Genomic DNA, 11,722 nt, shown 5'->3' with positions numbered 1-11,722 from the left:
GGTGACCACTTGGCCCACCACTTCACCACCGCGCACGGCGATCTCGGCCGCACTCGCGGCAAGCTGGTTGGCCTGGCGCGCCGCGTCGGCGCTCTGGCGCACGGTGCTCGTGAGTTCTTCCATGCTCGCCGCCGTCTCCTGCAGGTTGCTCGCCGCCTGCTCGGTGCGCGCGGACAGATCATGGTTGCCCGAGGCGATTTCCACCGAGGCGGTGTTGATGCTGTCGGTGGCGCTGCGCAGCTCGCGCACCATGGTGAGGAAACGCTGGCGCATGGTTTCCACCTCGCGCACCAGGCGGCCGATTTCGTCGCGGCGCTCGCTGCGGAAACTCTGGCTCAGGTCGCCCTGCGCCACCGTGCTCACCGCCGCGGTCAGTTCACCCAGCGGCTGGCTCACGTTGCGGCGCACCAGCAGGTACAGGCCGATGCCGAGCACGGCGGTGGCCGCGGCCAGCAAGCCCCAGAAGGCCCACATGGTGCGCCAGTGGCTGGCCATGGCTTCGCTGTCCGAGACCTCGGCCACCACCCACCAGCCGCCCGCCTGGGCCTGGCGTTTGACGGCCCAGGGGCGCTCGCTGTCGGCGCGGTACAGGGCCCTGGCGTGGCGCACGAACACGTCCGGGCTGGCGCGCAGTTCGTCGAGCAGGGCCTCGGTGCCGGGGAAGGCTTCCAGCACCTTCCGGCCGGCGGCCGTGGGGTGCGAGATGAAGACGGCGTCGGCGTTGCGGCTGCCCGGGTCGATCACGTAGCTGCCGCCGCTGTCGAAGAAGCGCGCATCGGCCACCACCTTGTTGAGCGAGACCTGGAAGTCGCTGACGTCGAAACCGATGAACAGGATGCCGACGGTCTGGCCAGCGTCGTCCTTCACCGGTTCGTAGTGCGTCATGTAGGGCGTGCCGAACAGCACGGCGCGGCCGGTGTAGGGCTGGCCCTCCAGCGCGCGGGTGTAGGCGGCGTGCGTGCGCGCCAGCAGGGTACCCATGGCGCGCTCGCCGTCTTCCTTCTTGAGCGAGGTGCTGATGCGCTCGAAGTCATCGCCCTTGCGCATGAAGATGGTGGCCACGCCGCCGTTGCTGCGGTGGAAAGTGTCGACCTCGGAGAAGTCGTTGTTCAACAGCATGCCCCAGCTCTTGAGCATGCCGGCCTGCGGGTCGAGTTCGAACTTGTCGGCGAACTTCTGGCGGAACGGCTTGAAGGCGCGCTCGGTCATCACGCGCGCCGTGGCATCGAAGGCATCGACCGAACCGGCAACCGAGGCGGCCTTGTCGCCGGCCCAGGCCGCCTCCCGCTCGCGCGAGGACGATTCGGCCACCAGCGACATGGCGCCACTGATCAGGCCCAGCACCACGGTCAGCAGGGCGACGGCCAGCAGGGCCACGCGGCGCGCCACGGAGCCCTGTTGCTCAGGGATGGGAGTCATGAAAACAATCTCCAGGGGTTGTAGGGCTGGGGCTGGCGTGCGGCCGGGCGAGGCAGGCAGCAACGGCGGCGCGCGCCTTCGTTCACTGCAGGGCCGGCGTGTGGTCCATCAGGCCCATGTCGCTGTCCGACATCAGCGCCTCGATGTCCATCAGGATCAGCATGCGTTCGCCGACGCTGGCGATGCCGGTGATGAAGCCGGTGTTGACGTTGAGGTTCATCTCCGGCGCGGGCTTGATCAGGTCGCCGGCCAGCTCCAGCACGTCGGACACCGAATCGACCACCGCGCCGACCACGCGGCCATGCACGTTGAGCACGATCACCACGGTGAAGCCGTTGTATTCCACCTTGTCGCAGCCGAGCTTGATGCGCAGGTCCACCACCGGCACGATCACGCCGCGCAGGTTGACCACGCCTTTGATGAAGGCCGGTGCGTTGGCGATGCGGGTGGGCTCTTCGTAGGACCGGATCTCCTGCACGCGCAGGATGTCGATGCCGTACTCCTCACCACCCAGACGGAAGGTCAGGTATTCGGCGCTGGCGGGCTGCGCCGCGTGGGCGCGTGCGCTGTCGTGGCGGGCGGGGCGGGTGGCGTCTTGGCGCATGTCCATGGTCGGTCCTCGGTTGGCAGGTGTGTTCCAACAATATCGACCAGGCAGGCCCGGGCTGAAGACCGAAAAAACCGGGCAAACCCGGAGCATTCAGCGTTTATGGCTCATCAACGAGCCCGAAAGTACACACAAGGACCCAGGCCGCGGCGCACCTTGTCCCTCGTGCGTCGTCGTGCTCCACCCGGCTCTGTTAACTTGGTCAGCATGAACGCAGACCCATCCCCCGGCCCTCAGCACCTGGCGGCCACCCGGTGCATCGACACCGACCACCCGGCCGTCCGCGCCTTCGCCCAGGCGCACGCACAAGGCGACAGCCCGCGCGAACAGGCGGTTTCGCTCTACCTCGCGGTGCGCGACCGGCTGCGCTACGACCCCTACCGCATCGACCTGTCGGACACCGGCATGAGCGCCAGCACGGCGCTTCAGCAGGGTTATGGCTGGTGCGTACCCAAGGCCGTGCTGTACGCGGCGGTGTGCCGGGCGCAGGGCATCCCGGCGCGGCTGGGTTTTGCCGACGTGCGCAACCATCTGTCGACCGAACGGTTGCGCGAGACCATGAAGACCGACGTGTTCGCCTGGCACGGCTACACCTCGGTCTGGCTCGACGGCGCCTGGCGCAAGGCCACGCCGGCCTTCAACATCGAACTGTGCGACAAGTTCGGCCTGCTGCCGCTGGAGTTCGACGGCGAGCACGATTCGCTCTACCACCCGTTCGACCGCGCCGGCCAGCAGCACATGGAATACGTGAACGAACGCGGCGCCTTCGACGACCTGCCGCTGGCCCAGCTGCGCAGCACCTTCAGCGAGATCTACCCCGGCCTGCTGGCCCAGACCGCGGGCGTGAAGGGCGACTTTGCGGAAGACGCCGCGCGCGAGACGCAGCAACGCTGACAAGAAGCAACGCAACGCACGCAGCAGTACCCTCCAGAAACACCGCGGAACCGGCTTCGCCGGGCCGCAGGTGTTGCCCCCTGGAAGGGGGTCGCGCGCAGCGCGGCGGGGGTGGGCCCGTTCAGCTCGAGAAGCGGAACACCGCCGTGCTCGCCATCAGGTTCGGCAGCACCCGCACCTCGCGCCCCTCGTGCAGGCCGAAGCTGTCTTCGATGCTCAGGCCGTTGCGGCGCGCCAGCACCTCGAAGTCGGCGTGGGTGCCGACGCGGATGTTGGGCGTGTCGTACCACTGGTAAGGCAGGCGCTTGGTCACCGGCATGCGGCCCTGCAGCACCTGCAGCCGGTTCGGCCAGTGAGCAAAGTTGGGAAACGCCACCACGCCCAGGCGGCCCACGCGCGCGGTCTCGCGCAGCATGGTCTCGGCGTTGCGCAGGTGTTGCAGCGTGTCGATCTGCAGCACCACGTCAAAGGCGTTGTCGCCGAACATGGTCAGGCCACCTTCGAGGTTGAGCTGCAGCACGTTGATGCCGCGCCGCATGCAGGCCAGCACCTTGGCGTCGTCGATTTCCACACCGTAGCCGCTGCAGCCGCGGGTGGTCTGCAGGTGGTCCATCAGGGCGCCGTCGCCGCAACCGAGGTCGAGCACGCGCGAGCCGTGCGGCACCAGACGCGCGATCGCGTCCATCAAGGGTTTTTCGCTCATGCCAGGCCTCCCGCGATGGTCTGTTCGAAGTAGGCGCGCACCGCCTGCAGGTAACGCGGGTCGTCCAGCAGGAAGGCGTCGTGCCCGTGCGGCGCGTCGATCTCGGCGTAACTCACGTCGCGCCGGTTGTCGAGCAGGGCCTTGACGATCTCGCGGCTGCGCGCCGGCGAGAAGCGCCAGTCGGTGGTGAAGCTCACCAGCAGGAACCTGGCCCGGGCCGGCGCCAGCGCGGCGGTGAGGTCGCCACCGAAAGCGCGCGCCGGGTCGAAGTAGTCCAGCGCACGGGTGATCAGCAGGTAGGTGTTGGCGTCGAAGTACTCGCTGAACTTGTCGCCCTGGTAGCGCAGGTAGCTCTCGATCTGGAACTCGACCTCCTGCGTCGAGTAACGGTAGGCCAGCTCGGCCACCGCCGTCGGGTCTGCGGCGTCGGTCGGGCGCAGGCTGCGGCCGAACTTCTCGTTCATCACGTCGTCGCTGAGGTAGGTGATGTGGCCGATCATGCGGGCGATGCGCAGGCCGCGCCGCGGCAACGTGCCCTCGCGCAGGTAGTGGCCGCCGTGGAAATCGGGGTCGGTCACGATGGCGCGGCGCGCCACCTCGTTGAAGGCGATGTTCTCGGCCGTGAGGTTGGGCGCGCTGGCCACCACCACCGCATGGCGCACCCGCTCGGGGTATTGCAGCGTCCAGCTCAGGGTCTGCATGCCGCCCAGGCTGCCGCCCATCACCGCCGCCAGGGTCTGGATGCCCATGGCATCGAGCAGGCGGGCCTGGGCATCGACCCAGTCTTCCACCGTCACCACCGGGAAATCGGCGCCCCAGGCGCTGCCGGTGGCCGGGTTGGTATGGGTCGGGCCGGTGGAGCCGAAGCAGGAACCCAGGTTGTTGACGCCGATCACGAACCAGCGGTCGGTGTCGACCGCCTTGCCCGGGCCGATCATGTTGTTCCACCAGCCCTCGCTGCGCGCCAGCGGCTGGCCGTTGTCGTCCGCGTACCAGCCGGCAACGTGGTGCGAGGCGTTCAGCGCGTGGCAGATCAGCACCGCATTGGACCGGTCGGCATTGAGCGTGCCGTAGGTCTCGACCACCAGCTCGTAGGCCGGCAACACGGCACCCGAGCGCAATGGCAGGGGTTCGGTGAATTGAAAGGTTTGGGGCGTGACGATCAAGGCCTTGTCCTGAGGGCGCGGCGCGCCCAATAAAAAAAACCCGGTGCCGCCAAAGAGCGAGACCGGGAATCTCCCCTTTAGCGGCATTTTTAAAGCGCCCGCAATCTGGATCAAATCGGCGCTGGGCGTCAGTATAAATTGAAGTGCTCAGGCCGTGCCGCCGCGGGGCCGAACCGGCCGCAAAGCCCCGCCAGCCGGGCCTGTTGTTGCCACGCATCGCCCAAAACCAAGGGCAAACACCAGCCTATAAATAGTTCCTTTCTGCGTGGCATTGGGCGCATAATCCCGCGGCGAGCATTGAAAATGCTCGTTCTGACAAGTGATCGGGTGGTTTCGCGTGCTACAGGTTTTTGTGTGCTAACGGGGCTCCATCGCTATTTTTTTCAGTGTTATTAGGAGTCCCAACCATGGGCAACAAACTGTACGTGGGCAACCTGCCCTACACCGTGCGCGACGAAGACCTGCAACAAGCTTTCAGCGCCTACGGCTCTGTGAACAGCGCCAAGGTCATGATGGAACGCGAAACCGGCCGTTCCAAGGGCTTCGGCTTCGTGGAAATGGGCAGCGATGCCGAAGCACAAGCCGCGGTTGAAGGCATGAACGGCCAGTCCCTGGGCGGTCGCAGCCTGGTGGTCAACGAAGCCCGTCCGATGGAAGCCCGTCCCCCGCGCAGCGGTGGCTTCGGTGGCGGCCGCAGCGGTGGCGGCGGCTTCGGTGGTGGTGGCGGCGGCGAAGGCGGTTTCCGCAGCCCCTACGGCGGCGGTGGCCGTCGTGACGGCGGTGGCGGTGGTGGCCGCGGCGGCTACTGATCGCCGATCCCTGTCAGCCTGAACCGGCGCCCGGCGCCGGTGCAACAGACAAAAAAGCCCTGCGGCATCCCTGCCGCAGGGCTTTTTTCGTGGTCGCTCCGGGTCTGCGGTGCAGGCTGGGGCCGCTCGGCGGCATCAGCCTCCGTCCGCCAGGTCAACCGCGCGGCGCGCCTTCGCCCTGGCGGTGCTTGCGCGGGCGCCCGCTGAACAGGCGGTCGAACCAGGCGTTGGGCAGCACCCGCAGCAGCTTGACCACCACGCCCATCTGCCAGGGAATGACGCGGTAGCTGCTGCGCGCCTGGATGGCATCGAAGGCGCGGTCGGCGAAGACCTCGGCGGTGAGCAGGAAGGGCATGCTGTAGCGGTTCTCGCGCGTCAGCGGTGTGTCCACATAACCCGGCAGCACGGTGACCACGGCCACGCCGCTGCCACGCAATTCGCCGCGCAGGCTCTCGCAGTAGGCGACCACCGCGGCCTTGCTGGCGCAGTAGGCGCCATGGCCGGGCAGGCCCCGGATGGCGGCAACGCTGCCGATGCCGACCAGGGCGCCGCTGCCGCGCGCGCGCATGGCCGCCACGAAGGGGTGGAAGGTGGCGGCCAGGCCGGTGTTGTTGGTGGCGAAGGTGCGCGCCATCACGTCGATGTCGCCGCGCTCGGCGGTGTCCATGCCGACGCTGATGCCGGCGTTGGCGATCACCACGTCGGGCACGCCCTGCGCCGCCAGGCAGGCCTGGCCGGCGGCGACGATGCTGTTGGTGTCGGCCACGTCGGCGCCGTAGACCTGGCAGCGCGTGGCATCCAGCCCCTGGGCCCGGGCCCAGGCCAGCATCTCGTCGGTGCGGCGCGCCACCAGCGCCAGCCGGTAGCCGGCGCGGGCAAAGCGCGCGGCCAGGGCCTGGCCGATGCCGCTGGAGGCGCCGGTGATGAACACCAGCGGTGTGGAGGCGGAGGCGGCAGGGGATGCGGACATCATGGGCTCCGGTGGGGCGCGGCTGGGGTCAGCGCGGCATCAGCTGCGCCTTCACGCGGCCCTTGAACTGCGCCACCTGGTCTTCACCGGTGTAGTCCAGGTTGTCGGCGTTCAGGCGGTCGGTGCCGCGCAGCAGGGTGACGGGCTGGTCGGAGACGATGCGGTCGGGCTCCAGGAACACGTGCAGGAACTCGCCGCGGAACTCCAGCCGCGGCAGGTCCTGGCCGTTGAGCCCCTTGCCGGCATCGCGCACGATGACGGCGTTGCCCCGGAGCACGAACTCTGTGTTGTCGCCGTTGGTGGTGATCAAGCGCGCGGTGGCCACCGTGGGCAGGCCTTGTTCGCCGATGTGGCGGATGCGCGCGTCGTCGATCTCCACCATGTCGGTGGCGGGAAAGTGGCGTGCCTCGGCGCCGTGCACCTCGGTGGTGAGCGTGCCGGCGGCGTCGAACGACTTGACCGAGAAACGCCGCATGAAGTAATCCGGCTCGCTGCTGACGGGGCGGTCGGCCGCCGGTTCTTCGGGCGCGGGCGTGGCGCGCAGCAGCCAGTAGGAAGCGAGCGCGAGCAGGCCCATGAGCAGCAGCGGCAGGTAGATCGACAGCTGGTCCATCAGCCGGCGTTTGGGCTGCGGCGCACGCGGCAGGGCCGCGCTCTGGTCCACCGTGTCCAGGAAATCGAGCGGATCGGACTGGCTCACCGGGCAGCCGCCTCCAGCTCGCGGGCATAGGTGCCGCTGGCCACCAGCAGCAGGTCACAGAGTTCGCGCACCGCACCGGCGCCGGGCTGGCGCGTGGTGACGTGCTGCGCCACCGCCAGCACCTCGGCGTGTGCGGTGGGCGGCGCCACCGCCAGCGCGGCGCGGCGCAGCAGCGGCAGGTCGGGCCAGTCGTCGCCCATGGCGGCGGCGGCAGACCAGTCGAGGCCGAGCTCGGCGAGGATGGCTTCGGCGGCCGGCGCCTTGTCTTCGGTGCCCAGGCGCAGCTGCACCACGCCCAATGCCGACAGGCGCTTGCGCAGGGCGGCGGAGTCGCGCCCGCTGACCACGGCGGGCGTGATGCCAGCGCGTTGCAGCAGCTTGATGCCATGGCCGTCGAGCGTGTTGAAGCGTTTCAGGCTCTCGCCGGCTTCGCTGAAGTACAGGCTGCCGTCGGTGAGCACACCGTCGACGTCGAAGAAGACGACACGCACCGGCTGCGCCTGCAGCAGCAGCGCCGGGGGGAAGTTGAGCGTGGGGCGCAGCGGACTCATATGACTTTGGCGCGCATCAGGTCGTTGCTGTTGAGCGCGCCCACCAGGCGGCCGGCGTCGTCGACCACCAGCACGCTGGTGATGCGGCTGGCCTCCATCAGGCCGGCGGCCTCCACGGCCAGGGCATCGGCGCGCACGGTGCGGGGTTGGGCGTGCATCACCTCGTGCGCCACCAGCTGGCGCAAGTCGGCACTGCTGCCGGTTTTTTCGATCAGGCGGCGCAGGTCGCCGTCGGTGAAGACGCCGACCACCCGGTCGTCGGCGTCGACGATGGCGGTCATGCCCAGGCCCTTGGCGCTGATCTCGCGCATGAGGTCCATCAGGCCGGCGCCCGGGCCGACGCGTGGTGCTTCGGCGCCGCCGCGCATGACGTCGCTCACATGGGTCAGCAGCTTGCGGCCGAGCGCGCCGCCGGGGTGCGAGCGCGCGAAGTCGTCGGCCTTGAAGCCGCGCGCGTCGAGCAGCGCCACCGCCAGGGCATCGCCAAGCGCGACCTGGGCCGTGGTGCTGGCGGTGGGCGCGAGGTTGTGCGGGCAGGCTTCCTTTTCGACCGAGGCGTCGAGCACCACGTCGGCATGGCGGGCGAGCGTGGAATCGAGCCGGCCGGTCATCGCCAGCAGCGGCACGCCCATGCGCTTGATCAGGGGCAGGATGGCGGTGAGTTCTTCGACCTCACCGCTGTTGCTGATGGCCAGCACCACGTCGGCGGGCGTGATCATGCCGAGGTCGCCATGGCTGGCCTCGGCCGGGTGCACGAACATCGCCGGCGTGCCGGTGGAGGCCAGGGTAGCGGCGATCTTGCGGCCGATGTGGCCGCTCTTGCCCATGCCCATCACGACCACCCGCCCGGAGATGGACAGCACCAGTTCCAGCGCGCGCAGCAGGGAATCGTCCAGCCGCTGCGCCAGGGCGCCGAGGGCCTGCGCCTCGATGTTGAGCGTGTCCTGCGCCATGGCCATGGCCCGGGCAGGATCGAAGGTGGGAGGCAGGGTCATGCGGACGATTATCGCTGCCGGGCCGTGTGCCCGCCGGCCGCCAGCCATTACCATTCCGGGCATGAATTCCCTCGACATCGCCCTGCTTTATTTGCTGGCAGCGGTGCTCGGGGTGGTGACCTGCCGCATGCTGCGCCTGCCGCCCATGCTGGGTTACCTGGTGGTGGGGGTGCTGATCGGTCCGCACGCGCTGGCGCTGGCGCAGAACTCGGGGGGCATCCGCTACCTGGCCGAGTTCGGCGTGGTCTTCCTGATGTTCGTGATCGGGCTCGAATTCAGCCTGAGCAAGCTGCGCGCCATGAAACGGCATGTGTTCGGGCTGGGCCTGACGCAGGTGGTGCTCACCCTGTTGCTGACCACCCTCGGTTCGCTGCTGCTCACATGGCTGCTGCCGACCTGGTGGAACATCTCCTGGCGCACCGCAGTGGCGCTGGGCGGCGTGATGGCGATGAGCAGCACCGCCATCGTGATCAAGATGGTGGCCGAGCGGCTGGAGCTGGAGTCGGAACACGGCAAACGCGTGCTGGGCATCCTGCTGTTCCAGGATCTGGCCGTGGTGCCGCTGCTGGTGATCATCCCGGCGCTGGCGGCCGAACCCGAAGACCTGCTGCGCGCGCTGGCCTGGGCCGCGCTCAAGGCGGGGCTGCTGCTGGGCGTTCTGCTGACCGGCGGGCAAAAGCTGATGCGCTGGTGGCTGACCCTGGTGGCGCGGCGCAAGAGCGACGAGCTGTTCATGCTCAACCTGCTGCTGATCACGCTCGGCCTGGCCTGGCTGACCGAACACGCCGGGCTGTCGCTGGCGCTGGGCGCTTTCGTGGCCGGCATGCTGATCTCGGAAACCGAGTTCAAGCACCAGGTGGAGACCGACATCCGGCCCTTCCACGACGTGCTGCTGGGCCTGTTCTTCATCACCATCGGCATGCTGCTGGACTGGCGCCTGGTGCTCGACCGCTGGCCGCTGGTGCTGGTGCTGCTCTCGGTGTCGATGCTGTTCAAGCTGCTGCTCATCACCGGCATCACACGCGCCTTCGGTGCACCCACCGGCGTGGCCCTGCGCACCGGCCTGTACCTGGCGCAGGCCGGCGAGTTCGGCCTGGTGCTGCTGACGCTGGCGGGCCAGAACAACCTGGTGCCGCCGCAGCTGTTCAACCCGATCCTGGCGGCGATGGTGATCTCCATGCTGCTCACGCCGCTGGCCATCCTCTATGCCAACGGCGTCGTCACCCGCCTGGTGGGCAGCGACTGGCTGATGCAGTCGGTGCAGATGACCAGCATCGCGCGCAAGGCGATCAACGCCGACAAGCACGTGATCATCTGCGGCTACGGCCGCTGCGGCCAGAACCTGGCGCGCCTGCTGGAGGCCGAGGCCATTCCCTACATGGCGCTCGACCTCGACCCGGACCGCGTGCGCCAGGCCGCCGCCGCCGGCCACTCGGTGGTGTTCGGTGACGCGGCGCGGCTGCAGGCGCTGATGGCCGCCGGCCTGCACCGCGCCAGCGCGGTGGTGGTGACCTACCTGGAGACCGCCTCCGCGCTCAAGGTGCTGCACCACGTGCACGAGCAGGCGCCGCACGTGCCGGTGGTGGTGCGCACGGTGGACGACGGCGATCTGGAGAAACTGCGCTCGGCCGGGGCCACCGAGGTGGTGCCGGAAGCGATCGAGGCCAGCCTGATGCTGGCCAGCCACGCGCTGGCGCTGGTGGGCGTGCCGATGCGGCGCGTGATCCGCGTCGTGCAGGACCAGCGCGACGCGCGCTACAACCTGCTGCGCGGTTATTTCCACGGCGCCGACGACGACGGCGCCGACGAAATCGACCACGAGCGCCTTGGCACCGTGACGCTGCCACCAGGCGGACGCAACGTCGGCAAGACCCTGGGCAGCCTGGCGCTGCACGCGGTGGGCGTGCGGGTGGTCAGCTTGCGCCGCGCCAGCGGCAAGCCCTTCCCGCTGAGCGACGAGACGGTGTTTGAGAGTGGCGACAGCGTGGTGATCAGCGGCAAGGCGCCGGCCCTTGCCCTGGCGGAAGAGAAGCTGCTCTCGGGCTGACACCGCGGCCGGCGCATCCATAATGGCCGCTCCCTCACGGACCGAGCCCCATGGACAACGCCATCTACCTGAAATCCCACATCCGCACCGTGCCCGACTGGCCAGCGCCAGGCGTGCAGTTCCGCGACATCACGCCGCTGCTGCAGGACCCCAAGGTGTTTCGTGTGCTGATCGACACCTTCGTGCACCGCTACATGGACGCGGCGCTGCGCCCCACGGTGGTGGCCGGGCTGGACGCGCGGGGTTTCATCATCGGCTCGGTGCTGGCCTACGAGCTCGGCGTCGGTTTCGTGCCGATCCGCAAGAAGGGCAAGCTGCCCTTCACCACGGTGGAGGAAACCTACGAGCTGGAATACGGCAGCGCCACGGTGGAGCTGCACACCGACGCGGTGAAGGCCGGCGACCGCGTGCTGCTGATCGACGACCTGATCGCCACCGGCGGCACCATGATGGCTGGGCGGCGCCTGCTCGAGAAGCTGGGTGCGCAAGTGATCGAAGGCGCAGCCATCGTCGACCTGCCCGAACTCGGCGGCTCGGACAAGCTGCGCGCCTCGGGTCTGCAGCTGTTCACCGTACTGGATTTCGCCGGGCACTGAACGGGCGGGCGGTATCCGCTTTTGACCGCTGCGTGGCGCGCGACACGCAGCGCGTGAAACAACGCTGATCAGAGGCGCCGAGGGTCCGGCTGCGCCGGCCCCAGATGCAGTCCCCCCCTTGAAGCGCCGCAGGCGCGCCACAAAAGGGGAACGCCGCGAAGCGACGCAGGGCGCACCAGCCGGAGCGCGACCCGCAACGCAAGAAGCGGCCTCATCCAGGGGCACCGAGGGTCCGGCTGCGCCGGCCCCAGGTGCCGTCCCCCCT

12 protein-coding genes and 1 riboswitch are annotated in these 11,722 nt (G+C 68.9%); of the genes, 4 read left to right on the top strand and 8 right to left on the bottom strand.

All coding sequences use genetic code 11. From position 1 onward, the window contains the following. On the bottom strand, nucleotides 1-1,419 hold a 1,419-nt coding region (locus HPA01S_RS23755; protein ID WP_066273450.1), incomplete at its 3' end, for a methyl-accepting chemotaxis protein. 82 nt (nucleotides 1,420-1,501) lie between these two features. Further along, nucleotides 1,502-2,029: a chemotaxis protein CheW gene (locus HPA01S_RS21655; protein WP_066273449.1), complete on the bottom strand. Its 528-nt coding sequence runs from the start codon at nucleotides 2,027-2,029 to the stop codon at nucleotides 1,502-1,504. Between the two features lie 204 nt (nucleotides 2,030-2,233). Here HPA01S_RS21655 and HPA01S_RS21650 point away from each other — a divergent pair, with 204 nt between their 5' ends. Beyond that, on the top strand, nucleotides 2,234-2,920 hold the full coding sequence (locus HPA01S_RS21650; protein WP_066273448.1) for a transglutaminase-like domain-containing protein: 687 nt from the start codon (nucleotides 2,234-2,236) through the stop codon (nucleotides 2,918-2,920). A 121-nt stretch (nucleotides 2,921-3,041) separates the two neighbouring features. Here HPA01S_RS21650 and metW read toward each other — a convergent pair whose 3' ends face one another. Both metW and metX read right to left on the bottom strand, forming a co-directional pair. Further along, on the bottom strand, nucleotides 3,042-3,623 hold the full coding sequence (gene metW, locus HPA01S_RS21645) for a methionine biosynthesis protein MetW (RefSeq protein ID WP_066273446.1): 582 nt from the start codon (nucleotides 3,621-3,623) through the stop codon (nucleotides 3,042-3,044). After that, nucleotides 3,620-4,789: a homoserine O-succinyltransferase MetX gene (gene metX, locus HPA01S_RS21640; protein WP_245638723.1), complete on the bottom strand. Its 1,170-nt coding sequence runs from the start codon at nucleotides 4,787-4,789 to the stop codon at nucleotides 3,620-3,622. The genes metW and metX overlap by 4 nt, the downstream gene beginning before the upstream one ends. 56 nt (nucleotides 4,790-4,845) lie before the next feature. Continuing rightward, nucleotides 4,846-4,921: riboswitch (SAM riboswitch) on the bottom strand. A gap of 275 nt (nucleotides 4,922-5,196) precedes the next feature. Between metX and rbp the strand changes: the two genes are divergently transcribed. Next, the gene (rbp, locus tag HPA01S_RS21635) at nucleotides 5,197-5,598 is read left to right on the top strand and encodes an RNA-binding regulator (RefSeq protein ID WP_066273443.1); all 402 of its coding nucleotides are present in this window, start codon (nucleotides 5,197-5,199) and stop codon (nucleotides 5,596-5,598) included. 154 nt (nucleotides 5,599-5,752) lie between these two features. Here rbp and HPA01S_RS21630 read toward each other — a convergent pair whose 3' ends face one another. From HPA01S_RS21630 to HPA01S_RS21615, 4 genes are read right to left on the bottom strand one after another with little or no spacing between them, the layout of a single operon-like run. Then, complete coding sequence (locus HPA01S_RS21630) at nucleotides 5,753-6,568, bottom strand: SDR family oxidoreductase (RefSeq protein ID WP_066273453.1); 816 nt, start codon at nucleotides 6,566-6,568, stop codon at nucleotides 5,753-5,755. A gap of 28 nt (nucleotides 6,569-6,596) precedes the next feature. Then, complete coding sequence (gene lptC / locus HPA01S_RS21625; RefSeq protein ID WP_245638722.1) at nucleotides 6,597-7,268, bottom strand: LPS export ABC transporter periplasmic protein LptC; 672 nt, start codon at nucleotides 7,266-7,268, stop codon at nucleotides 6,597-6,599. Next, entirely contained in the window at nucleotides 7,265-7,819 is a 555-nt protein-coding gene (locus HPA01S_RS21620) for a KdsC family phosphatase (RefSeq protein WP_066273441.1), read from the bottom strand. The genes lptC and HPA01S_RS21620 overlap by 4 nt, the downstream gene beginning before the upstream one ends. Continuing rightward, nucleotides 7,816-8,814: a KpsF/GutQ family sugar-phosphate isomerase gene (locus HPA01S_RS21615; protein WP_066273439.1), complete on the bottom strand. Its 999-nt coding sequence runs from the start codon at nucleotides 8,812-8,814 to the stop codon at nucleotides 7,816-7,818. The genes HPA01S_RS21620 and HPA01S_RS21615 overlap by 4 nt, the downstream gene beginning before the upstream one ends. 61 nt (nucleotides 8,815-8,875) lie before the next feature. Here HPA01S_RS21615 and HPA01S_RS21610 point away from each other — a divergent pair, with 61 nt between their 5' ends. After that, on the top strand, nucleotides 8,876-10,861 hold the full coding sequence (locus HPA01S_RS21610) for a monovalent cation:proton antiporter family protein (RefSeq protein WP_066273435.1): 1,986 nt from the start codon (nucleotides 8,876-8,878) through the stop codon (nucleotides 10,859-10,861). 50 nt (nucleotides 10,862-10,911) lie between these two features. Then, nucleotides 10,912-11,457: an adenine phosphoribosyltransferase gene (locus tag HPA01S_RS21605; protein WP_066273434.1), complete on the top strand. Its 546-nt coding sequence runs from the start codon at nucleotides 10,912-10,914 to the stop codon at nucleotides 11,455-11,457. The last annotated feature ends 265 nt before the right edge of the window (nucleotides 11,458-11,722 follow it).

This window comes from Hydrogenophaga palleronii NBRC 102513 (assembly GCF_001571225.1).
Classification (GTDB): Bacteria; Pseudomonadota; Gammaproteobacteria; order Burkholderiales; family Burkholderiaceae_C; genus Hydrogenophaga; species Hydrogenophaga palleronii.
Note: the sequence above shows the minus strand (reverse complement) of the source record. Positions and strands in the feature narration are given on the sequence as shown.

What these genes read in the sequence shown, in the direction of transcription:
- HPA01S_RS21610 (WP_066273435.1), top strand. Translation starts at nt 8,876, where the DNA reads ATGAATTCCCTCGACATCGCCCTGCTTTATTTGCTGGCAGCGGTGCTC.
- HPA01S_RS21615 (WP_066273439.1), bottom strand. Translation starts at nt 8,814, where the DNA reads ATGACCCTGCCTCCCACCTTCGATCCTGCCCGGGCCATGGCCATGGCG.
- HPA01S_RS21650 (WP_066273448.1), top strand. Translation starts at nt 2,234, where the DNA reads ATGAACGCAGACCCATCCCCCGGCCCTCAGCACCTGGCGGCCACCCGG.
- HPA01S_RS21605 (WP_066273434.1), top strand. Translation starts at nt 10,912, where the DNA reads ATGGACAACGCCATCTACCTGAAATCCCACATCCGCACCGTGCCCGAC.
- metW (WP_066273446.1), bottom strand. Translation starts at nt 3,623, where the DNA reads ATGAGCGAAAAACCCTTGATGGACGCGATCGCGCGTCTGGTGCCGCAC.
- HPA01S_RS21655 (WP_066273449.1), bottom strand. Translation starts at nt 2,029, where the DNA reads ATGGACATGCGCCAAGACGCCACCCGCCCCGCCCGCCACGACAGCGCA.
- HPA01S_RS21620 (WP_066273441.1), bottom strand. Translation starts at nt 7,819, where the DNA reads ATGAGTCCGCTGCGCCCCACGCTCAACTTCCCCCCGGCGCTGCTGCTG.
- HPA01S_RS21630 (WP_066273453.1), bottom strand. Translation starts at nt 6,568, where the DNA reads ATGTCCGCATCCCCTGCCGCCTCCGCCTCCACACCGCTGGTGTTCATC.
- rbp (WP_066273443.1), top strand. Translation starts at nt 5,197, where the DNA reads ATGGGCAACAAACTGTACGTGGGCAACCTGCCCTACACCGTGCGCGAC.